19 protein-coding genes are annotated in these 21,217 nt (G+C 71.0%); 11 read left to right on the top strand and 8 right to left on the bottom strand.

Annotated features, from left to right (window positions below; translation table 11 throughout):
- Nucleotides 1-363 precede the first annotated feature (363 nt).
- Complete coding sequence (gene rny / locus AB0G10_RS03935; RefSeq protein WP_360916050.1) at nt 364-2,088, top strand: ribonuclease Y; 1,725 nt, start codon at nt 364-366, stop codon at nt 2,086-2,088.
- Between the two features lie 5 nt (nt 2,089-2,093).
- On the opposite strand, the gene AB0G10_RS03940 is transcribed toward rny, so the two are convergent.
- From AB0G10_RS03940 to AB0G10_RS03955, 4 genes are all read right to left on the bottom strand, one after another.
- The gene (locus tag AB0G10_RS03940) at nt 2,094-2,975 is read right to left on the bottom strand and encodes an amino acid ABC transporter permease (RefSeq protein WP_360916053.1); all 882 of its coding nucleotides are present in this window, start codon (nt 2,973-2,975) and stop codon (nt 2,094-2,096) included.
- Nucleotides 2,972-3,646, bottom strand: coding sequence for an amino acid ABC transporter permease (locus AB0G10_RS03945; RefSeq protein WP_360916056.1), 675 nt, complete (start codon nt 3,644-3,646; stop codon nt 2,972-2,974). The genes AB0G10_RS03940 and AB0G10_RS03945 overlap by 4 nt, the downstream gene beginning before the upstream one ends.
- Before the next feature lie 64 nt (nt 3,647-3,710).
- Nucleotides 3,711-4,571, bottom strand: coding sequence for a glutamate ABC transporter substrate-binding protein (locus AB0G10_RS03950; RefSeq protein WP_360916058.1), 861 nt, complete (start codon nt 4,569-4,571; stop codon nt 3,711-3,713).
- Between the two features lie 29 nt (nt 4,572-4,600).
- The gene (locus AB0G10_RS03955; protein WP_360916061.1) at nt 4,601-5,344 is read right to left on the bottom strand and encodes an amino acid ABC transporter ATP-binding protein; all 744 of its coding nucleotides are present in this window, start codon (nt 5,342-5,344) and stop codon (nt 4,601-4,603) included.
- Nucleotides 5,345-5,473: 129 nt separating this feature from the next.
- Here AB0G10_RS03955 and AB0G10_RS03960 point away from each other — a divergent pair, with 129 nt between their 5' ends.
- The gene (locus AB0G10_RS03960) at nt 5,474-5,953 is read left to right on the top strand and encodes a hypothetical protein (protein WP_360916064.1); all 480 of its coding nucleotides are present in this window, start codon (nt 5,474-5,476) and stop codon (nt 5,951-5,953) included.
- Nucleotides 5,954-5,974: 21 nt separating this feature from the next.
- Nucleotides 5,975-7,459, top strand: coding sequence for a tRNA (N6-isopentenyl adenosine(37)-C2)-methylthiotransferase MiaB (gene miaB / locus AB0G10_RS03965; RefSeq protein ID WP_360916067.1), 1,485 nt, complete (start codon nt 5,975-5,977; stop codon nt 7,457-7,459).
- 343 nt (nt 7,460-7,802) lie between these two features.
- Here miaB and AB0G10_RS03970 read toward each other — a convergent pair whose 3' ends face one another.
- Nucleotides 7,803-8,681: a LysR family transcriptional regulator gene (locus tag AB0G10_RS03970; RefSeq protein ID WP_360916070.1), complete on the bottom strand. Its 879-nt coding sequence runs from the start codon at nt 8,679-8,681 to the stop codon at nt 7,803-7,805.
- An 84-nt stretch (nt 8,682-8,765) separates the two neighbouring features.
- Between AB0G10_RS03970 and AB0G10_RS03975 the strand changes: the two genes are divergently transcribed.
- Nucleotides 8,766-9,680 (top strand): pyridoxal-phosphate dependent enzyme, encoded by a 915-nt coding sequence (locus tag AB0G10_RS03975; RefSeq protein WP_360916072.1) that lies wholly within the window; start codon nt 8,766-8,768, stop codon nt 9,678-9,680.
- A 61-nt stretch (nt 9,681-9,741) separates the two neighbouring features.
- Here AB0G10_RS03975 and AB0G10_RS03980 read toward each other — a convergent pair whose 3' ends face one another.
- On the bottom strand, nt 9,742-10,950 hold the full coding sequence (locus AB0G10_RS03980) for a DUF349 domain-containing protein (RefSeq protein WP_360916074.1): 1,209 nt from the start codon (nt 10,948-10,950) through the stop codon (nt 9,742-9,744).
- 178 nt (nt 10,951-11,128) lie between these two features.
- Between AB0G10_RS03980 and miaA the strand changes: the two genes are divergently transcribed.
- Genes miaA through AB0G10_RS04000 form a run of 4 tightly spaced genes read left to right on the top strand, consistent with a single transcriptional unit; the run spans nt 11,129 to nt 13,810 of the window.
- Nucleotides 11,129-12,040 (top strand): tRNA (adenosine(37)-N6)-dimethylallyltransferase MiaA, encoded by a 912-nt coding sequence (miaA, locus tag AB0G10_RS03985; RefSeq protein WP_360916077.1) that lies wholly within the window; start codon nt 11,129-11,131, stop codon nt 12,038-12,040.
- Between the two features lie 32 nt (nt 12,041-12,072).
- On the top strand, nt 12,073-12,906 hold the full coding sequence (gene dapF, locus AB0G10_RS03990; RefSeq protein WP_360917949.1) for a diaminopimelate epimerase: 834 nt from the start codon (nt 12,073-12,075) through the stop codon (nt 12,904-12,906).
- Nucleotides 12,906-13,085 carry a hypothetical protein gene (locus AB0G10_RS03995; protein WP_360916080.1) on the top strand — a complete coding sequence of 60 codons (180 nt, stop codon included), beginning with the start codon at nt 12,906-12,908 and terminating at the stop codon, nt 13,083-13,085. The genes dapF and AB0G10_RS03995 overlap by 1 nt, the downstream gene beginning before the upstream one ends.
- Nucleotides 13,085-13,810, top strand: coding sequence for a glycerophosphodiester phosphodiesterase family protein (locus AB0G10_RS04000; RefSeq protein ID WP_360916083.1), 726 nt, complete (start codon nt 13,085-13,087; stop codon nt 13,808-13,810). Before AB0G10_RS03995 ends, AB0G10_RS04000 begins: the two co-directional genes overlap by 1 nt.
- A 182-nt stretch (nt 13,811-13,992) precedes the next feature.
- Here the strand turns inward: AB0G10_RS04000 and AB0G10_RS04005 are convergent, their stop codons facing one another.
- Nucleotides 13,993-15,453 (bottom strand): NAD-dependent malic enzyme, encoded by a 1,461-nt coding sequence (locus AB0G10_RS04005; RefSeq protein ID WP_360916086.1) that lies wholly within the window; start codon nt 15,451-15,453, stop codon nt 13,993-13,995.
- Between the two features lie 175 nt (nt 15,454-15,628).
- Here AB0G10_RS04005 and hflX point away from each other — a divergent pair, with 175 nt between their 5' ends.
- Both hflX and AB0G10_RS04015 read left to right on the top strand, forming a co-directional pair.
- Nucleotides 15,629-17,041 (top strand): GTPase HflX, encoded by a 1,413-nt coding sequence (hflX, locus tag AB0G10_RS04010; RefSeq protein WP_360916089.1) that lies wholly within the window; start codon nt 15,629-15,631, stop codon nt 17,039-17,041.
- Between the two features lie 81 nt (nt 17,042-17,122).
- Nucleotides 17,123-19,045, top strand: a complete 1,923-nt coding sequence (locus tag AB0G10_RS04015) for a hypothetical protein (protein WP_360916092.1) — start codon at nt 17,123-17,125, stop codon at nt 19,043-19,045.
- An 87-nt stretch (nt 19,046-19,132) separates the two neighbouring features.
- On the opposite strand, the gene lexA is transcribed toward AB0G10_RS04015, so the two are convergent.
- Nucleotides 19,133-19,804: a transcriptional repressor LexA gene (gene lexA / locus AB0G10_RS04020; RefSeq protein WP_360917950.1), complete on the bottom strand. Its 672-nt coding sequence runs from the start codon at nt 19,802-19,804 to the stop codon at nt 19,133-19,135.
- Nucleotides 19,805-20,658: 854 nt separating this feature from the next.
- Here lexA and nrdR point away from each other — a divergent pair.
- A complete protein-coding gene (gene nrdR / locus AB0G10_RS04025) occupies nt 20,659-21,177 on the top strand; it encodes a transcriptional regulator NrdR (RefSeq protein WP_360916095.1) in 519 nt (172 codons plus the stop codon).
- Nucleotides 21,178-21,217 lie beyond the last annotated feature (40 nt).

Consider the following 21,217-nt stretch of genomic DNA (forward strand, 5'->3'; position numbering starts at 1 on the left):
TCACTTGAACGCTTCACCCGCACTCGCCGGTGTCGTCACCGACCGCGACCCACGCGGCCGGCGACGAGGGCGGCAGGCGGCCCACAACTCCACACGCTCCGGCGGCGGCTGACACAGCCGGCTGCCTCACTGCCGATTCGTCCGATTCGGTGATCAGCGCCTCGGAACGCTGACCGCCGCCGCGGACGCGACCCCGGAGGCTCGTGACGAGCCGACCGGCGCCGAGCCGTACCCCGGAGAAGGCAGGGAGAGGAGACGTGGGCTGCGGGAGAGGCCGTCCGCGATCACTGCTTTGGTCGGGCATCCCGCAGGATGGCCGCGCGCGTTGACCACCGCGCCGGCGGCGAAGGGAGACGCGGCGAGATGACCCCCCTGGACTGGGTGCTCGTGATTGCTGTCATCGTGCTCGCCGCATCGGTGATAGCCGGGCTGGTCCTCGGGGCGCGTGCGCTGCGTCAGATGCAGTCCGAGCGCCACGACGCCCACGAGCGGCAGGAGCAGGAGGTCGGCGCCGCGCAGGCGAAGGTCGCCGACGCCAATGCCAAAGCCGCAACGGTACGGGCGGAGACCGCCGCCGCGAAGGCGGAGGCCGGGGCGGCGAGGGCCGAGGCCCGGCGCGTCCTGGAGGCCGCCCACAGCGAGGCCGACACGATCCTGGAGCACGCGCACCGGCAGGCCGAGGCCGACGCCGAGCAGTTGCGCACCCAGGCCCGCCGGTCCGGCGAACGCGAGATCGCCCTGCTCAACGCCACGGCGAAGGAGCAGGCCGCCGAGGTGGAGCGCCGGGCGGCCCGGATCGACGAGCGGGAGCGGCTGCACGCCGAGGAGGTGGAGCGCCTCGTCGAGCGGGAGCGCCGCCTCGCCGCGCTGGAGAGTGACCTGTCCACCCGGGAGGCGACCCTCACCAAGCGCGAGGCGGAGATCGCCAAGGTGGAGGAGACGAAGCGCCGCGAGCTGGAGCGGATCGCCGCGCTGACCGCCGAGACGGCGAAGACCGAGCTCATCGAGTCGATCGAGGGGCAGGCGAAGCGCGAGGCGGCGATCCTGATCCGGGACATCGAGATCGAGGCGAAGAGCACCGCGGACACCCGGGCCCGGCACATCGTGGTCGACGCGATCCAGCGGATCGCCAGCGAGCAGACCGCGGAGAGCGTGGTCAGCGTGCTGCACCTGCCGAGCGACGAGATGAAGGGCCGGATCATCGGCCGTGAGGGCCGCAACATCCGGGCGTTCGAGTCGACCACCGGGGTCAACCTGATCATCGACGACACCCCGGAGGCGGTGCTGCTCTCCTGCTTCGACCCGGTACGCCGGGAGGTCGGCCGGCTCACCCTGGAGAAGCTGGTCCTGGACGGCCGGATCCACCCGCACCGGATCGAGGAGGTCTTCGACAGCGCCAAGAACGAGGTGGAGGTCCTCTGCGACCGGGCCGCCGAGGAGGCGCTCGTCGACGTCGGCATCACGAACATCCACCCGGAGCTGGTGAAGCTGCTGGGCCGGCTGCGCTACCGCACCAGCTACGGCCAGAACGTGCTGAAGCACCTCGTCGAGACCGCCCACATCGCCGGGATCATGGCGGCCGAGCTGGGCCTGGACGTGCCGACGATGAAGCGGGCCGCGTTCCTGCACGACATCGGCAAGGCGCTCACCCACGAGGTGGAGGGCAGTCACGCCCTGATCGGCGCGGACCTGGCCCGCAAGTACGGCGAACACGACGACGTCGTGCACGCCATCGAAGCGCATCACAACGAGGTGCCGCCGCAGACCATCGAGGCCGTGCTGACACAGGCGGCCGACGCGTGTTCCGGGGGACGGCCGGGCGCCCGGCGGGAGAGCCTGGAGGCGTACGTGAAACGCCTTGAACGAATCGAGGAGATCGCCGGGGGCAAGGTCGGCGTCGAGAAGGTGTTCGCCATGCAGGCCGGCCGCGAGATCCGGGTGATGGTGCGGCCGGACGACATCGACGACATCGGCGCGGCGGTGCTGGCCCGCGACGTGGCGAAGCAGATCGAGGAGGAGCTGACCTATCCGGGCCAGATCCGCGTCACGGTCGTCAGGGAGTCGCGTGTGACGGAACTGGCCCGGTAGGGACGTCAGTCCCCGGCGGCCTCGCCGGTCTGCACCAGGCCGGCCGGAACCGGCTGCCCGGTGCCCCGCGGCGCCTTGCCGCCCCGCCGGGTCCGGCGCTCCAGCAGGCCGGCCAGAGCGGTCAGCGCCGAGTTCACCAGGATGAAGATGATCGCCACGACGATCGCGGCCTGGACCACGTTGCCGAAGTTCGCGGCCACGTTGTTCACGCCGTACTGGAGAAGCTCGCTGTAGCTGATGATGTAGCCGAGCGCCGTGTCCTTCACCAGGACGACCATCTGGCTGACGATCACCGGCAGCATCGACCGGGCGGCCTGCGGGACGAGGATCTCCCGCATCACCTGGCTCTTGCGCATGCCGAGCGCGTACGCCGCCTCGCTCTGCCCGCGCGGCACCGCGAGGATGCCGGCCCGGAACGCCTCGGCGAGCACCGACCCGTTGTAGAGGGTCAGGCCGATGACGACGGCCCAGAAGATCGACATCGGCTGCTCGGTGAGGAACGGCACGCCGAAGAAGATGAAGAACATCAGCAGCAGCAGCGGCACGGCCCGGAAGAACTCGACGACGACGCCGGCCGGGACCCGCACCCACCAGTGGTCGGAGAGCCGGCCCACCGAGAAGACGATGCCGAACGCCAGCGCGAGCAGCATCGCGACGGCGGCCGCGCCGAGGGTGTGCAGCAGACCCGGGATGATGTAGTCGGTCCACGTGCTGGCCTCGATGAACGGCTTCCAGAGGGCCGCCGCCCACTGGCCCTTCTCGTCGAACTTCGCGTAGATCCAGTAGAGCAGTCCCAGGATGGCCAGGCCGAACACGACCGTGAGGATCGCGTTCCGCCGTTTGGCGCGCGGGCCGGGGTGGTCGTACAGGACGGCGTCCGTGCTCATCGCTTCACCGCCAGACGGTTGGCCAGCCAGCCGAAGCCGTACCCGGCGGGGATCAGGACGATCGCGAACGTCCCGGCGAAGACCAGGAAGATCGGGATGACGGCGTCGCCGTTCGCGTTGATCAGTTCCTTCATCGCGTTCGACGACTCCATGAGCCCGATCGTGCCGACGATCGTGGCGTTCTTCGACAGGGCGATGAAGATGCTGCCGAGCGGCGCGATCACGGCCCGGCCGGCCTGCGGCAGGACGATCATCATGAGGGTCTGCCGGAACGACATGCCGATCGCGCGGGCGGCCTCGGCCTGGCCCGGCGGGACGGTGTTGATGCCGGACCGGATCGCCTCGCAGACGAACGCCGCCGTGTAGACCGAGAGGCCGATGACGCCGAGCCAGTAGTTGTTCAGGTCGATCTCGTCGGAGACCGAGAAGCCGAGCGTCGAGAAGAGCCCGAAATAGCAGAAGAAGATGATCAGGGTGAGTGGCGTGTTCCGGAACGTGTTCACCCAGGCCGCGCCGAAGCCGCGCAGCACCGGCACGGGGGAGACCCGCATGGCGGCCAGCAGCACGCCGAGCACGAGCGCGCCCACCGTGGATGCCGCGGTGAGCTTCAGGATCCAGAGGAACCCGGTCACGTACACGTCGACGTTGTAGGGATCGGAGAAGACGTCCATCGGCACCTTCAGGCAAAGGGAGAGCGGAGCCGGGGGAACCCGGCTCCGCTCAACTCAAGGAGAATCAGGAGCAGTTGGTCAGCTTGGTCGTGTCGAGCTCCGGCGCCGCGGTGCCGCTCTTGCCGAGCGTGTTGTCCCAGGCGGCCTTGTAGGAGCCGTCGGACGCGGCGGCCGTGAGGATCTCGTTGATCTTCTTGCAGCCCTCGCTGTCGTCCTTCTTCAGGCCGATGCCGTACGGCTCCTCGCTGAACGGCTTGCCGACCACCTTGAACTTGCCGGCGTACTGGTCCTGGGCGGCGTAACCGGCCAGGATGATGTCGTCGGTGGTGACCGCGTCGACCTGACCGCCGGCCAGCGCCGTCACGCACTTGGAGTACGAGTCGAACTGCTGGAGCTGGGCGTCCTTGTAGTCGGTCTGGATCCGCTTGGCCGGGGTCGAGCCGCTGACCGAGCAGACCTTCTTGCCCGCGAGGGCCTCCGGCCCGGTGATCGTCGAGTCGACCGGCACGAGCAGGTCCTGGCCGGCGATGTAGTACGGCCCGCCGAAGTTGACGACCTTCTTGCGCTCGTCGTTGATCGTGTAGGTCGCCACGACGAGGTCGACCTGGCCCTGCTGGATGTACGGCTCACGGTTCGCGGAGACGGTGGTCTTCCACTCGATCCCGCTCTCCTCGACGCCGAGGCCCTTCGCGATGATCTTGCCGATCTCGATGTCGAAGCCGGTGTAGGTGCTACCGGTCTGCAGGCCGAGACCCGGCTGGTCGGCCTTCACGCCGATGACCAGCTTCTTGTCGCTGGACGCCTTGCCGACGATGCCGGAGGCGCCACCGGAGCTGCCGCTCTCGTCGTCGCCGCCGCCGCATGCCGCCACGGCGAGCGCCATGGTGAGCGCGCCGAAGGTCGCTGCAAATCGGGTGATGCGCATGTTTACGCTCCTCGAAAATTGGTTCTTGGTCAGTGCGTCAGGATCTTGGAGAGGAAATCGCGTGCGCGTTCACTCTTCGGGTTGGCGAAGAACTCCTCCGGCGCCGCCTGCTCGACGAGCTGGCCGTCGGCCATGAAGACCACCCGGTTCGCCGCGTGCCGGGCGAAGCCCATCTCGTGGGTGACCACCACCATGGTCATGCCCTCCCGGGCGAGCGAGGTCATCACGTCCAGAACCTCGCCGACCATCTCCGGGTCGAGCGCGCTGGTCGGCTCGTCGAAGAGCAGCGCCTTGGGCTGCATGGCGAGCGCCCGCGCGATCGCGACCCGCTGCTGCTGGCCGCCGGAGAGCTGAGCCGGGTACTTGTCGGCCTGGTTCGCGATGCCGACCCGCTCCAGCAGCTGCATGGCCCGGTCGCGCACCACGGCCGGCTTCTCCTTGCGCACCTTGACCGGCCCCAGCATGACGTTCTGCAGGATGGTCTTGTGCGCGAAGAGGTTGAACGACTGGAACACCATGCCGACCTCGCTGCGCAGCTTGGCGAGCTGCCGGCCCTCGGCCGCGAGCGGCTGTCCGTCGAACGTGATCGTGCCGGAGTTGATCGGCTCGAGCCGGTTGATGGCGCGGCACAGGGTGGACTTGCCGGAACCGGAGGGTCCGATCACGACCACGACCTCGCCGCGCGCGACAGACAGGCTCACGTCCTGCAGCACGTGCAGGGGGCCGAACCACTTGTTGACGCTGTCCAGCACGATGAGTGCTTCGTCTGTCACCCCTGGTCCATCCACTCGTTGTCGGTTCACTCGAATGGACACACCCTAGGGGGCGGTCAGTATCGGATCGTGTCGAGAATGGTCACGGAGCGGTAACACAGCCTGTTCCGCGCCAGAGAGGTGTACAGCATGGTGAGCATGGCGGACGGCCTCTGGAACTGGTGTGTCGCCCAGCACATCGACGCCGACCGGGTGCGAGGCGCGCTGGCGGGCGCCCTGGAGCGCGGCGTCGGCGAGATCGAGAACGCCCTGCCCGGAGCCCTGATGGCGGACGTCTACCACGTCGGTGGCGACTTCCCGACACTCGTCGACGTCTATCTCGCGCCGGCGAACGTGGCCGAGGAGACCATCGCCAGCGCCGTCGCGGTCCGGCTGCACGCCGCGATCCTGCTCCCCGACGACACCCTCAACCCGACCCGGTACGTCCTGGCCGAGCCGGACGGCACTCTCCGTGCCGTGCACGTCACCGAGGTGGAGACCGACGACGGCCCGGAGCGCCGGGACGTGCGGCCGTGCACCGGCTCGGATCCGGCCTGTGCGGCCCGGGCGGGATGTGACCGTTCGCGGTTCCCTCCCGACCCGACGCCGGAGCGGCCCGCCGCCGCGTGAGGGGTAGCCTGGTCAATTGCCATGACTACCGAAATCCAGGGCAGCGCCCGCACCTACGACGTGCGCACCTACGGCTGCCAGATGAACGTGCACGACAGCGAGCGGATCTCCGGCCTGATGGAGGACGCCGGCTACGTGCGCGCCGCCGCGCCGGATACGGCGGACGTCGTGGTCTTCAACACCTGCGCGGTCCGGGAGAACGCCGACAACCGGCTCTACGGCAACCTCGGCCACCTGCGGCCGACGAAGCTGAAGAACCCGGGCATGCAGATCGCGGTGGGCGGCTGCCTCGCGCAGAAGGACCAGGGCGACATCGTCAAGAAGGCCCCCTGGGTCGACGTGGTCTTCGGCACCCACAACATCGGCTCGCTGCCGGCCCTGCTGGAGCGCGCCCGGCACAACGAGGAGGCGCAGGTCGAGCTCCTCGAGTCGCTCGAGGTCTTCCCCTCGACGCTGCCGACGAAGCGCGAGTCCACCTACGCCGGCTGGGTCTCCATCTCGGTGGGCTGCAACAACACCTGCACGTTCTGCATCGTCCCGTCGCTGCGCGGCAAGGAGAAGGACCGCCGCCCCGGCGACATCCTGTCCGAGGTCCGCGCGCTGGTGGCCGAGGGCGTGCTCGAGGTGACCCTGCTCGGGCAGAACGTGAACTCCTACGGCGTCGAGTTCGGCGACCGGCTCGCCTTCGGCAAGCTGCTGCGCGCCACCGGCGAGGTGGAGGGCCTGGAGCGGGTCCGCTTCACCAGCCCGCACCCGAAGGACTTCACCGACGACGTGATCGCCGCGATGGCCGAGACGCCGAACGTCTGCCACTCGCTGCACATGCCGCTCCAGTCCGGCTCCGACCGCGTGCTCAAGGCCATGCGCCGCAGCTACCGCCAGGAGAAATACCTCGGCATCATCGACAAGGTCCGCGCCGCCATGCCGGACGCCGCGATCACCACCGACATCATCGTCGGCTTCCCCGGCGAGACCGAGGAAGACTTCGAGCAGACCCTCGAGGTGGTCCGCCGGGCCCGCTTCTCCAGCGCCTTCACGTTCCAGTACTCCAAGCGTCCCGGCACCCCCGCCGCGATCATGGAGGACCAGCTCCCCAAGGCCGTCGTGCAGGAGCGCTACGAGCGCCTCATCGCCGTCCTCGAGGACATCACCTGGGCCGAGAACAGGAAGCTCGTCGGCGAGAAGGTCGAGGTCCTGGTCGCGGTCGGCGAAGGCCGCAAGGACGAGCGCACCGGCCGGATGAGCGGCCGGGCGCGGGACGGCCGCCTGGTCCACTTCGCGACCGGCCCCACCGCGCCGCGCCCCGGCGACATCGTCGAGACCGTGGTGACCTACGCGGCTCCGCACCACCTCAACGCCGACGGCGATCCGCTCTCCCACCGCCGCACGCGGGCCGGTGACGCGCAGGAGGCGGGCCGCACGCCCAAGCTCAAGGGCGTTTCCCTGGGCCTGCCGACCATCGGCGTCCCTGCCCCGCTTCCGCCGGCCGAGGGTTGCGCTCTCTAAGAAAACCCATTTCCGTACGAACTACCCGGTCCCCAACCGCATCAGCCGGGTCCCGTGGCGCACCACACCTGCGGCCACGTCCCCCCGGCGCGACCCGCCGCCGGCTCCGGCGTGCCCGCACGCCCCGAAGCGGCCGCCCACCGTGCGGTACAGCCACCCAGACCCGGCTGTACCGCACGGCTGTCCCCGCGCCCGTTTTGCCGCCCTGCGGTACAGCCGCCGATCCCGGCTGCACCGCACGGCTGCCTCCCCGCCCGTTTTGCCGCCCTGTCGTGCAGCCGCCGATCCCGGCTGTACCGCAGGGCTGCCTCCCCGCCCGTTTTGTCGCCCTGCGGTACAGCCGTCACAACGCCCGGGCGGCGGCCCTCAGGTGCGTGAGAAGGGCGGCCGTGGCGGGCGGATCCGGCGGGTCCCCGGCCACGGCCACCGAGATCCGGCGGGCCAGGCCGGCCAGCGGCACCACCCGGACCGACGGATTCCGGTGTGCCGCGAGCGCCAGGGCGGGCAGCGTCGTGACCCCCATCCCGGCCGCGACGAGGGCCTGCACCGCCACGTAGTCGTCGGTGGTGAACCGGATGTCCGGCGCGAACCCCTCCGCGGCGCAGGCGCTCACGAGCCGCACCCGGCACCGCTCGCAGCCGCCGATCCACGGCCGCTCCCGGTGATCCGCCAGCCGATCACCCTCCCAGCCGGCCGGCACGACCAGGCTCGTACCCTCCTCCAGCAGTTGCTCGTGGCGGAGGCCGTCGAGGTCCGGCGTCACGTCACCGGGATGGGTGAAGAGCAGCGCGGCGTCCACCTCGCCGCTGCGCAGCAGCCGGATCGCGGCGGGCGGCTCGGCCTCGCTGAACCGCAGGTCCAGTCCGGGGTGGGCGGCCGCGAACCCGGCCGCCGCGGCCGGCACGAACGTCCCGAGCGCGGACGGGAACGCCGCGAGCCGCACCCGCCCGCTGCGCAGCCCGGTGTGCGCGGCGAGTTCGGCCTCGGCCGATGCGAGCCGGCCCAGGATCTCCTCGGCCCGGTCGGCGAGCATCCGTCCCGCCTCGGTGAGCCGGACGCCCCGGCCGACCCGCTGGACGAGCCGGCTGCCGGTCTCGGCCTCGAGCCGGGCGAGGTGGTGGCTCACCGAGGGCTGGGCGTAGTGCAGGGCGCGGGCCGCGGCGGTGACCGAGCCGTGCCGGGCCACGGCCACGAGCACGGTGAGCCGGGTGACGTCGAGCATCGCGCCAACGTATCAACCGGGCCTATGGATCACCCAGAAACTAGGCATTGGATCTATGGCTGCCGAGCGAAGATGATCGGAGGCATGGATCTCACCTTCGCCGACATCAAGGCGGCCCGAACCGTCCTGGCCGATCACCTGCCCCCGACGCCGATGTGGTCCTACCCGCTGATCGACCGCCGGGTGAAGGCGAACGTCCTGGTCAAGCACGAGAACACCCAGCCGGTCGGCGCCTTCAAGGTGCGCGGCGGCCTGAACCTGCTGGCCGGCATGGCGGGGGAGAAGCTGGTCACCTACTCGACCGGCAACCACGCGCAGTCGCTGGCCTACGCGAGCCGGGTCTTCGGGGCGGACTGCACCGTCGTCATGCCGGCCGGCACCCCGCAGGTGAAGGCCGACCTGGTCGAGTCCTGGGGCGCCACGGCCGTCCGCACCGGCCCGTCGCTGGAGGCCGCCGAGACGTACGCCCGGGAGTTCGCCGCCATGACCGGGGCACGCCTGATCAGCCCCGGCGACACCCCGGAGCTGCTGGCCGGCGTCGGCACGCTGTACGTGGAGATCCTCGAGGCCCGCCCGGACCTGGACGCCATCGTGGTCCCGGTCGGCAGCGGCACCGGCGCGGCGGCCGCCTGCCTGGTCGCCGAGGAACTGGCCCCGAACTGCCGGGTCATCGCCGTCCAGGCCGAGGCCTCCCCGGCGGCCCACGACTCGTGGCGGGCCGGGACTCTGCTGAAGCGCCCGAACCGGACGACGGCCGCCGGCCTGGCCACCGGCCGCGGCTACGAGCTGCCGCAGCGGCTCATGGCCGGCCGTCTCGCCGACTTCCTGCTGGTCACGGACGAGCAGATCGCCGAGGCCCGGCGCGTGCTCGCGACGGCGGCGCACACCCAGGCCGAGGGCGCCGGAGCGGCCGCCCTCGCCGCGGTCCTGGCACACCCGGACCACTTCGCCGGCCGGAGCGTGGCAGTCGTGTGCACGGGCGCCAACACGGAGGAGTGACCCGTACACGAGAAATGGCGGCAGGCCAACGGCCCGCCGCCATCCCTCAATGAAGAACCGTCTAGTTGGCCTGCTCCGCGAGCGCCAGGAACTGACGCTTCGAAGCGAGGGCCTGCTCGGCCTCCTTGATCCGGCGCGTGTCGCCGGCAGCCTGGGCCCGGGCGAGACGCTGCTCCGCCTCGGCGACCTGGTCACGCATCTGACGCAGCAGCGGGTTGTCCTGCGGGCTGGTCTTGCGCCAGGCCGAGTCCATCGCCACCCGGATGCGCTCCTCGGCGGCCCGCCAGCGGCGGTCCAGCGACGCGGCCGCCTCGCGCGGCACCCGGCCGGCCTCGTGCCAGGCCGCCTGCGCGTCGCGGAGCTTGTTCTGCGCGGCGCGGGCGTCGGCGTCGACGTCGAGGGCCTCGACCTCGGCGAGGATGGCCTGCTTCTTCTCCAGGTTGCCCTGGTATTCCGCGTCACGGGCGGAGAAGACCTCGCTGCGGCGGGTGAAGAACGCGTCCTGCGCGGCCCGGAAGCGTTCCCAGAGGCGCTGCTCGGCCTCCTTCGCGGCGCGCGGCGCCGACTTCCACTCGGTCATCAGCTCCTTGAGCCGGTTGGCCGTGCTGGACCACTCGGTCGAGTCGGCGAGGCTCTCGGCCTCCTTGACCAGCTCCTCCTTGGCGGTCTGCGCCTGCTTGCGCTGGCCGTCGAGGGTCGCGAAGTGGGCGCCGCGGCGGCGGGTGAACCCGTCCCGCGCGGTCGCGAACCGCTTCCACAGCTCGCCGTCGGTCTTCTTGTCGACGCCGCGGATCGTTTTCCACTCGTCGAGGATCTCCTTGAGGCGGTCGCCGGCCGTCTTCCAGCCGGTCGCCTCGGCGGCGATCTTCTCCGCCTCCTCGACGAGGGCGGTCTTGCGCGCGAGCGCCTCGGTGCGCGCGACCTCGCGGGCGGCACGGGCCTCGCCCGCCTTCTCCTCGGCGAGGGCGGCGAGCCGCTCCAGCCGGGACGCCAGGCCGTCGATGTCGCCGACCACGTGGGCCTCGTCGAGGGTGGTGCGCAGGCGCTTGACGCTCGCCAGCGAGTGGGACGCGTCGGCCGCGCCGGACTTGAGGCGAGCCTCGACGAGGTCGACCTCGGTCACCAGGTCGGCGAATCGGCGAGCGAAGTGCGCCAGACCCTCCTCCGGCGTACCCGCCTGCCAGGAGCCGACCACCCGGTCGCCCTCGGCGGTCTTCACGTACACGGTGCCGTCGGCATCCACGCGCCCGAAGGCCGTCCAGTCGTTCATCAGCTCATCCTCGTTCTCCCGGCGCCGCCGGACCAAACCGGTCCTCGGCCACCGCCACAGCGCAGTGAATGCCAATCTTCCCACCGGCATTCTTTCTCGCGCATTGTCACAGGTCCAACCCGGTCAGGGGAAAGCTCCCGCCAACGACCGTGACCCAACGGTGTCCTACCGTTGGCCCGTGCCGTTCCCACCAGCTCGTCGCGTGATCACCGTCGTCGGCCCGACGGCGGCCGGGAAATCCGCTCTGAGCATCGCGCTCGCCCGGGAACTGGGTGGTGAGGTGGTCAACGCCGACTCCATGCAGCTGTACCGGGGCATGGACATCGGGACGGCCAAGCTGAGCGTGGCCGAGCGCGAGGGCGTTCCGCACCATCTGCTCGACATCTGGGACGTCACCGAGCCGGCCGCGGTCGCCGAGTACCAGCGCCTGGCCCGCGCCGCGATCGACGACATCCTTTCGCGCGATCGCGTGCCGCTGCTGGTCGGTGGGTCGGGCCTGTACGTGCGCGCGGTGCTGGAGGACTTCGAGTTCCCCGGCACCGACGCGACAATCCGGACAAGACTCGAATCGCGGGCGGAAGCCGAGGGACTTGCCCCACTATATGCGGATTTGTCGGAAAAAGACCCGGTGGCGGCCGCGAAGATCCTGCCCACCAACGGCCGCCGGATCGTCCGCGCCCTCGAAGTCATCGAGCTGACCGGCAAGCCCTTCACCGCCTCGCTGCCCGATCCGAAGCCGGTCTACGACGCCGTACAGATCGGTGTCGACCGGGACACCGCCGAGCTCGACGAACGCATCGCCCTCCGCGTCGACCTGATGTGGGAGGCCGGCCTGATCGACGAGGTGCGCCGGCTGGACACGCTCGGCATCCGGGACGGCCGCACGGCGTCCTGCGCGCTCGGCTACCAGCAGGCGCTCGCCCAGATCGACGGCGCGCTCACCGAGGAGCAGGCGAAGGAGGACACGACCCGCGGCACCCGCCGGTTCGTCCGCCGCCAGCGCTCCTGGTTCCGCCGCGACCCGTCGATCACCTGGCTGGACGGCGCCGCCCCGACGCTGGTGGCCGACGCGCTGGCGGTTGCGCGATGATGGGCGGCGTGCTTGAGACCTCCGCCACCGGCCTGCGTTTCACGAAGGGACACGGCGCCGGCAACGACTTCGTGATCCTGTCCGACCCCGACGGCGCGCTCGCGCTCACGCCGGAGCTCGTCGCGTCGCTCTGCGACCGGCGCCGGGGCATCGGCGGCGACGGCGTGCTGCGGGTCGTGCGCAGCGCGAAACATCCGGAGGCGGCCGGTCTCGCCGGCGAGGCCGAGTGGTTCATGGACTACTGGAACAGCGACGGCTCGATCGCCGAGATGTGCGGCAACGGCGTTCGCGTCTTCGTGCGCTATCTGCTGGAGAACGCTCTCGCCACGGCCGGCCCTGCGGGCCTTCCGGTGGCGACGCGAGCAGGGATCATGGTCGCGCTGGTCGGGGCGGAGACCATCAAGGTGCGGATGACAACCCCTGATCTGTACGCCGGGAGCACCGCGACCCTCGGACCTCTGACCTTCCCCGGTGTCGCGGTGGACGTCGGGAACCCCCACCTGGTCTGTGGCCTGCACGACGGGGTGGCGCTGGACGCGCTGGACCTCACTCGTGAACCGCTCTTCGACGCCGCCGTCTTCCCGCACGGCGTCAACATCGAGTTCGTCGAGGGAGCCGAGCCGGTCACCGGAGCCGACGGCCACGTCCGGATGCGCGTCCACGAGCGCGGCTCCGGCGAGACCCTGGCCTGCGGCACCGGCGCGCTCGCGGTAGGCGCGGTGGCCCTGCGCGACGCCGGCCTGACGACCGGCTCGATCGCCGTCGACCTGCCCGGCGGCCGCCTCACCGTCACCCACGACGAGGAGGGCGCCTGGTGGCTGGAGGGCCCAGCCGTCCTGGTCGCCGAGGGCGAGGTCCTGGCCTGATGCCGCACGCCCCCCTCTCCGGCGCGCGCGGGCCGGTGCCGCAGGCCGCCGTCTCCGGCGAGCGCGGGCCGGTGCCGCAGGCCGCCGTCTCCGGCGAGCGCGGGCCGGAGACGGCGGCCGCCGTTCCCGGCGAGCTCGCGCCGATGCCGTGGCGCGCCCGCTCCGGGGGTGTCCGCTGATGCTGCACCGCGTCGCGCACCGCGGCTATGCGGCCGCCGCCCCGGAGAACACCCTGCCCGCCTTCGAGGCCGCGATCCGGGCCGGCGCCACGATCGTCGAGTTCGACGTGCGGGTGACGGCCGACGGCGTACCCGTGGTGATCCACGACCGCACGGTGGACCGCACCACGACCGGGCACGGCCGGGTCTGGGACCTGGGCTTCGAGGATATCGCCGCACTGGATGCCGGCGTCCGGTTCAGCCCGGCCTTCGCCGGTGTCCGGGTGCCGGCCCTGGAGGAGGTCCTCGACCTGCTCCAGGCCTCCGGCGCCGAGCTGCTCGTGGAGATCAAGTCCCCGGCCACCCTGGACGAGGTCAAGTCGATCCTCGCCCACCTGGCCGGACATGACCTCCTCGCCCGCACGGTGGTGCAGAGCTTCGACCCGGACGTGGTCCGCAAGGCCCGCGAGATCGCCCCCGAAGTACGCCGTGGCCTGCTCCTCTTCCGCTTCGACGCGGAGACCGTCTCCCTCTGCCGCGAACTCGGCGTAGCGCTCTGCAACCCGCCGGTCGCCGACGTCCTCCGCTCCCCGGCGGTGATGGCCGAGCTCGCCGCCGCCGGCGTGGGCGTGATGCCCTGGACGGCGAACGACCGCTCCCTCTGGCCCTCCCTCGTCGAAGCGGGCGTGGCCGGCCTGATCACCGACCACGTAGGCGAACTGACCGGCTGGTCCACGGCCCGCTGACCCCGTCCCGCGCAATCCCGCCCCGCGGCGCCGGTCCCGCCCCGCGCTGGTCCCACGCCGCCCGTTCTTCCCCACGATCTTGTGAAGTCCCGCAGCAACGGTGTGGCCGAACTTCACAAGATCGCGGGTGGTGCCCGCCCCGTGCCGCCCCGGGTGGTGGTGGCAGCGTCGGAGCGGGTCGGTCAGAAGATGCCCTCGGGGGCTTTGTCGAGCTCCGACTCCGGGACGGCTGCCGGATTCGTCGGAACCGGCACCCCTCGCACGACAGCGCGAATCGCGGCCGCGACGGCGGGGGTCACGCGCTGGTCGAAGACGCTCGGGATGATGACTGTCGGGTTGAGCTTGTCCTCGCCCACCACGTCGGCGATGGCCCGGGCCGCGGCGAGCGCCATCTCCTCGGTGAACTCCTCGGCGCCGGCGTCGAGCATGCCGCGGAAGACGCCGGGGAAGGCCAGCACGTTGTTGATCTGGTTGGGCTGGTCGGACCGGCCGGTCGCCACGATCGCGGCGTGCTTGCGGGCCTCGCGCGGGTCGACCTCGGGGTCGGGGTTGGCCATCGCGAAGACGATCGACTTGTCGGCCATCTTCGCGATGTCGTCGCCGGTCAGCAGGTTCGGCGCGGAGACGCCGATGAAGACGTCGGCGCCGACGATCGCGCCCGGCAGGTCGCCCGCGTAGTTGTCCCTGTTCGTGTTGTCGGCGAGCCACTGCATCGACTCGTTCAGGTCGGACATGCCGCGGTGCAGGGCGCCCCGCCGGTCGTACGCGATGATGTCGCCCACGCCCTGGCGCATCAGCAGCTTCATGATCGCGGTGCCGGCCGCCCCGGCGCCGGACACGACCACCTTGACGTCCTCCATCCGCTTGCCGACCACCCGCATCGCGTTGGTCAGCGCGGCGAGCACGCAGATGGCGGTGCCGTGCTGGTCGTCGTGGAAGACCGGGATGTCGAGGAGTTCGCGCAGCCGGGCCTCGATCTCGAAGCACCGCGGCGCCGCGATGTCCTCCAGGTTGATCCCGCCGTACGCCGGGGCGATCGCCTTCACGATCGCGACGATCTCGTCGGTGTCCTGGGTGTCGAGCACGACCGGCCAGGCGTCGACGCCGCCGAACCGCTTGAAGAGGGCGGCCTTGCCCTCCATGACCGGCATGGCGGCGGCCGGGCCGATGTTGCCGAGGCCGAGCACGGCCGAGCCGTCGCTGACCACGGCCACGGTGTTGCGCTTGATGGTGAGGCGGCGGGCGTCGGCCGGGTTCTCGGCGATCGCCATGCAGACCCGGGCCACGCCCGGGGTGTACGCCCGGGACAGCTCGTCACGGTTGCGGAGCGCGACCTTCGAGCTGACCTCGATCTTGCCGCCCAGGTGGAGCAGGAAGGTGCGGTCGGAGACCTTGCGGACGTCCACGCCGTCCTGGTCCTCGAGCTGTTTGACGACCTGGTCGGCGTGTGCCGCGTCGGCGGTGTCGCAGGTAAGGTCGACGATCACGTGCGTGGCGTCCGAGTCGACCACGTCCAGTGCCGTCACGATCGCTCCGGCCTCGCCCACGCAGGTGGTGAGACGGCCGATGGACGAGGCGTCCGCTGTCACGGCGATGCGAATCGTGATCGAGAATCCTGCGCTCGGCAGGCGGGTGGTCACCACGGTGTCCCCTTCGACGTCAAGTGGCTGGTACTCCGTATTGTCGCTCTTGCGGAATAGCGGACGCCGCTGCGGTGGTTACTCAATAGTCAGTTTCCGACTGCCAGAACGTCCGACCCGGTTATGTGGATGCGCCGCGAGGCGGGACGTGCCACGATCGGGCCGGAGGAGGTCACTTTTGCGAAACATCCACCAGGCACCCGTGCTGGACGAACCCGACCTGACCACCGGCGAGCTCGAGCTCGAGGAGCGGCACTCGCTGCGGCGTGTCGCGGGGCTCTCCACCGAGCTGACCGACGTCACCGAGGTCGAGTACCGCCAGTTGCGACTCGAGAGAGTGGTGCTGGTCGGCGTCTGGACCGAGGGCAGCGTCGAGGACGCCGATAATTCGCTGACCGAGCTCGCCGCGCTCGCCGAGACCGCGGGCTCACAGGTCCTCGAGGGCCTGATCCAGCGCCGCAGGCAGCCGGACGCGGCCACGTTCATCGGCCGCGGCAAGGTCGACGAGCTCCGCGACGTGGTCGTCATGACCGGCGCCGACACCGTCATCTGCGACGGCGAGCTCTCGCCCTCGCAGCTGCGCAAGCTCGAGGAGCAGGTCAAGGTCAAGGTCGTCGACCGGACCGCGCTGATCCTCGACATCTTCGCCCAGCACGCCAAGAGCCGGGAGGGCAAGGCCCAGGTCGAGCTCGCCCAGCTGCAATACCTCCTGCCGCGTCTGCGCGGCTGGGGTGACTCGCTCTCCCGTCAGGGCGGTGGCGCGGGTGGCGGCGCCGGCGGCGGCGGTGTGGGCACGCGCGGTCCCGGTGAGACCAAGCTGGAGACCGATCGCCGGCGGATCAACACCCGCATCGCCAAGCTGCGGCGTGAGATCAAAGCCATGAAGACGGTACGGGAGACCAAGCGCTCCCGCCGGGCCGCGAGCGGCGTGCCGGCCGTGGCGATCGCCGGCTACACCAACGCCGGCAAGTCCAGCCTGCTGAACCGGCTGACCCAGGCCGGCGTGCTGGTCGAGGACGCGCTCTTCGCGACGCTCGACCCGACCACCCGGCGGACGGCCGCGGAGGACGGGCGGGTCTTCACGCTCTCCGACACGGTCGGCTTCGTCCGGCACCTGCCGCACCAGATCGTGGAGGCGTTCCGCTCCACGCTCGAGGAGGTGGCCCAGGCCGACCTCGTCGTGCACGTCGTCGACGGCGCCCACCCCGACCCGGAGGGTCAGGTCAGCGCGGTCCGCGAGGTTCTGGGGGAGGTCGGCGCCGACCGGATTCCCGAGCTGCTCGTGGTCAACAAGGTGGACGCGTCCGACGAAGAGACGATCCTGCGGCTCAAGCGGGCATGGCCGGACGCCGTCTTCGTCTCGGCGCGGTCCGGAGCGGGGATCAGCGAGCTGCACGCGGCCATCGCCGAGCGGCTGCCCCGGCCGGCCGTCGACATGACGGTCCTCCTGCCGTACGCGCGGGCCGACCTGGTGGCCAGGGTGCACCGGTCCGGTCAGGTGCTCCAGTCCCGACACCTGGACGACGGCACCGAGCTGCGGGTCCGGGTGGACGACGAGCTCGCCGCTGAGCTGGACGCTTTCCGGCTGTGAGGCCGGGCGTCCAGAAGGGCTCCGACCAGCGTTGATCCACACGTAATACCAACGGGCGACGCCGCATGCGACACTGTGCGGATGCGGCGTCTCGTCTTCTCGATCATCGTGGCCCTGGGCTTCGTGATGGTCGGTTCCTCAAGCGCGTCCGCCGAGGACCCGACACCCGCGCCGACGGTGAGTGCCAAGGCGACACCCGGCAAGAAGCTCTGCAAGATCACCGACAAGCGGCTCGACGAGATCTCCGGGCTGGTGGCGACGAAGACCGGGTACGTCGTGATCAACGACGGCACCGAGGACGCCACCAAGGAGAAGATCTTCTTCCTCGACAAGAAGTGCGCCGTCACCAAGGAGCAGGACTACAGCGGCTCCGGCCCGCTCGACACCGAGGACATGGTGCTGTCGGCCGACGGCAAGACGCTGTGGATCGCCGACATCGGCGACAACAACGTCCGCGGCGACGACCCGAAACCGCGTCCGGCCATCGCGGTCTGGAAGATGGCGGCCGACGGCGAGAAGAAGCCGACGCTCTACCGGATGACCTACCCGGACGGTGACGCGCACGACGCCGAGGCGTTGCTGATCGACGGCGACGGCCTCCCGCTCGTGGTGACCAAGGAGATCGGCGCGACCGCCGGGGTCTACAAGCCGTCCGCCCCGCTCGTCGCGAAGAGCACCGACGGCATCGCGATGACCAAGGTGGCCGAGCTCACCGTCAACGCGACCGAGACGGCCGGCAACGCGGTGGCCCGCATCGGCAACCGGACGATCACCGGCGGCGCTGTCGCTCCGGGCGGCGCGAAGGTCGCCCTCCGGACCTACACCGACGCGCTCGAGTGGGACGTCGAGAACGGCGACGTGGTGGCCGCCCTGAAGAAGGAGCCGCGCACCACCGGCCTGCCGAACGAGCCGTTCGGCGAGGCGATCTCGTACAGCTCGGACGGCAAGCGGTTCCTCACCGTCTCGGACATGAACGGCGACGTCGAGACCGTCAACAACATCCGGGAGTACGAGCCGGCCACCGAGGTCGCCGCGATCTCCAAGAAGTCCGGTCAGGACAACGCGGGCGCCGCCTGGTACACCGACCTGGACAACCTGACCTACCTGGTCGCCGGCATCGGCGCCCTGGGCCTGCTCCTGGTGGGCGCCGGCGTCTTCGGCATCGTGCGCTTCCGCAAGTCCCCGCGGGCGACAGCAGCGGCCGAGGCCGACGACATCCCGGGCGGCATCGACACCGGCGACCCGGAGACCGAGCTGATCGGGGTCGGCGGCCTGCCGCAGCGCACCCCGGCCTACGGCCGCCCCGGCGGCGGTGGCGTTGGTGGCGGTGGCGTTGGTGGCGGTGGCGGCCCGGTCTACGGCGGCGCGCAGGCGAAGGCCGGGTCCGGAGCGCCGGCCGGAGCACCCTCCGGCCCGCCGTCCGGTGGTCCCGGGGCGCCGCAGCGCGGTGGCAGCGGCGTCTACGGCGGAGCCCCGGCGGCGGCGCCGGCGGGGGCGGGGGCCGGGCAGTACGGCCGCCCGGCCGGCCAGCAGCCCCCGCGCGGTCCCCAGGGTCCGCAGCAGGGTCGTCCGCAGCAGGGTCGTCCGCAGCAGGGCCGTGGCCCGCAGGGTGGTCCGCGTGGTCCTCAGCAGGGTCGTCCGCAGCCTCCCCGTGGTCCTCAGCAGGGTGGTCCTCAGCAGGGGCGCGGACAGCAGGGCGGCGGCCAGCCTGGTCGTGGCCCGCAGGGCGGTCCCCAAGGTCGTCCGCAGCCTCCCCGTGGTCCTCAGCAGGGCGGTCCTCAGCAGGGGCGCGGCCAGCAGGGCGGTCCGCAGGGCGGTGGGCAGCAGGGTGGTCCTCGCGGTCCGCAGCAGGGACGTCCGCAGCAGCCGCCGCGCGGTCCCCAGGGGGGTCCGCCGCAGGGTGGCCCGCGCGGTCCGCAGCAGCAGCCTCCGGGCCGTGGTCAGCAGCCGCCCGGCCGTGGCGGGGTCTACGGCCGCCCCGACGAGCAGGACTACCAGCGGTAGGGGACTGCCGCTGTTCTTCGTACGCCGAAAGCTCTTGATCGTGAAGGCCGGTCCTGAAAAGGGGACCGGCCTTCGGCGTGGGACGGGTCAGACGCGACGCAGGACCGCGACGACGCGGCCCATGATGGTGGCGTCGTCGCCGGGGATCGGATCGAAGGCGGGGTTGGCGGGCATGAGCCAGACGTGCCCGTCGCGTTGCCGGTAGCTCTTCACGGTGGCCTCGCCGTCGATCATCGCGGCCACGATGTCGCCGGCCTCCGCGGTCGGCTGCTGGCGGACCACCACCCAGTCGCCGTTGCAGATCGCGGCGTCGATCATCGAGTCGCCCTTGACCTCCAGCATGAAGACCTCGCCCTCGCCGACCAGCTCGCGCGGCAGCGGGAAGAAGTCCTCCACGGACTGCTCGGCGAGGATCGGGCCACCGGCCGCGATCCGGCCGACCAGGGGCACGTAGGCGGGCTGGGGCCGGGCCGCGCGCAACGCCTCGTCGTCGACGAGCTCGCCGGGCGCGCGGACGTCCACGGCACGCGGCCGGTTCGGGTCGCGGCGCAGGTATCCCTTGGTCTCCAGCGCCTTCAGCTGGTAGGCCACGCTGGACGGGGAGACCAGGCCGACGGCCTCGCCGATCTCGCGGACGCTCGGCGGGTAGCCGTATTTCTCCACCCACTCGCGGATGAACTCGAGGATCCGGCGCTGGCGCGCGGTCAGGTCGGTGGCGATCGCCTCGGGGACGTGGCCGATCGGGGTGACCGAGCGCAGCTGCGGCGCGTCACCGCTGCGGCCCCGGCTCGGCGTGCGGCGCCGGACCGGCCCCGGGTCGGGTTGGTGCTGTTGGCTCGTGCGGTCGTCGGTAGGCACGTCCGCCCTCCCTGTCGGCCAGTGCCTTCCGGCACGTGGTGCGTCGCGGAGCCGGACGACGTCGTGGGGATGAACGTCGGGCCGGCTGACCCCTCTTGACGGAAAACCGTAATAGGGAGATGCGACATATTCAAACATCTGTACGACGTTTCTCCGGCGTGTCGCGCGTTCGGGGCTCGACTTCCGTACTCCTGTTCTGATAGACCGTCGTACGGACGTTCTATCGAACGCGTGTCCGAGAAGAGGGGTCGTCATGGTTTCCAGTGGGATGCGACACGCGGCGCCGCCGGTGCGGCTCACTCGCCGTGGCCGGGCGGTTCTGCTCGGTGCCTACCTCCTCCTCGCCGTACTGGCGAGTGTCGTGTTGTTCACCACCGCGTCGCAGGGCTGACCAGCAAGATTCAGTGTCCTCCGGTGGTCACCCGACGGATGGGTCGTCCGGTTCTCCGGCGCGTCGTGCAGCCCCCGGCCGCTGCGCCGAGTGATCGTGACATCACCCCAGGTGGTGAGCTTGAAAAACCGGCGCGTCGGCACGTTGCTGAACTTGCGCCGCCGTCCGCCGGGGCATAGCGTCTACCCCAACATCTAGTGGTTACACGGATGGAAGTCATCCACAGGTTGGGTTTCCCTCTCCCCGGTTATCCACATGTCGTCCACAGCGTCGCGTCGGTCCAGGCCATGGTCAAGACGGAGCGGGGCTGCGTTTCGGCGTGTCCGCTGACCGCCCGGGGAGGGATGTCGAGGGGGTTCTTGCGGTGCGCTGCCCGTACTGTCGCCACGCTGATTCGCGCGTGGTCGACTCGCGCGAGGCCGACGACGGTCAGCTGATCCGTCGGCGGCGGTCGTGCCCCGAGTGCGGCAAGCGCTTCACCACGGTCGAGGAGGCGGTCCTCGCGGTGGTCAAGCGCAGCGGCGTCACCGAGCCCTTCAGCCGGACCAAGATCATGAGCGGTGTCCGGAAGGCCTGCCAGGGCCGGCCCGTCGACGAGGACTCGATCGCCCTGCTCGCGCAGCGCGTCGAGGAGACCGTCCGGGCCCGCGGCGCCGCCGAGATCCCCAGCCACGAGGTGGGACTGGCGATCCTCACGCCTCTGCGTGAGCTGGACCAGGTGGCTTATCTGCGATTCGCGAGTGTCTACAAGGCGTTCGACTCTCTGGACGAGTTCGAGAAGGAGATCGCCGCGCTCCGCGACGCGCCCGCCGTCAGGGAACCCGGGACGCGACACGCCGTCGCGCCGCGGTCCGGCGTGCGAGCGCCAAAGCTCAACGGCTGATCGTCGGCCGGCAATTCAGCGTCACCTTTCCGCGGTACTA

It is taken from the genome of Actinoplanes sp. NPDC023714 (genome assembly GCF_040639855.1).
Classification (GTDB): domain Bacteria; phylum Actinomycetota; class Actinomycetes; order Mycobacteriales; family Micromonosporaceae; genus Actinoplanes.

Coding starts and splice junctions, on each gene's coding strand:
- AB0G10_RS03950 (WP_360916058.1), bottom strand. CDS start 4,571: ATGCGCATCACCCGATTTGCAGCGACCTTCGGCGCGCTCACCATGGCG.
- AB0G10_RS03975 (WP_360916072.1), top strand. CDS start 8,766: ATGGATCTCACCTTCGCCGACATCAAGGCGGCCCGAACCGTCCTGGCC.
- AB0G10_RS03970 (WP_360916070.1), bottom strand. CDS start 8,681: ATGCTCGACGTCACCCGGCTCACCGTGCTCGTGGCCGTGGCCCGGCAC.
- AB0G10_RS03980 (WP_360916074.1), bottom strand. CDS start 10,950: ATGAACGACTGGACGGCCTTCGGGCGCGTGGATGCCGACGGCACCGTG.
- rny (WP_360916050.1), top strand. CDS start 364: ATGACCCCCCTGGACTGGGTGCTCGTGATTGCTGTCATCGTGCTCGCC.
- AB0G10_RS03945 (WP_360916056.1), bottom strand. CDS start 3,646: ATGGACGTCTTCTCCGATCCCTACAACGTCGACGTGTACGTGACCGGG.
- AB0G10_RS03960 (WP_360916064.1), top strand. CDS start 5,474: ATGGTGAGCATGGCGGACGGCCTCTGGAACTGGTGTGTCGCCCAGCAC.
- miaB (WP_360916067.1), top strand. CDS start 5,975: ATGACTACCGAAATCCAGGGCAGCGCCCGCACCTACGACGTGCGCACC.
- AB0G10_RS03940 (WP_360916053.1), bottom strand. CDS start 2,975: ATGAGCACGGACGCCGTCCTGTACGACCACCCCGGCCCGCGCGCCAAA.
- AB0G10_RS04015 (WP_360916092.1), top strand. CDS start 17,123: ATGCGGCGTCTCGTCTTCTCGATCATCGTGGCCCTGGGCTTCGTGATG.
- AB0G10_RS04000 (WP_360916083.1), top strand. CDS start 13,085: ATGCTGCACCGCGTCGCGCACCGCGGCTATGCGGCCGCCGCCCCGGAG.
- AB0G10_RS03995 (WP_360916080.1), top strand. CDS start 12,906: ATGCCGCACGCCCCCCTCTCCGGCGCGCGCGGGCCGGTGCCGCAGGCC.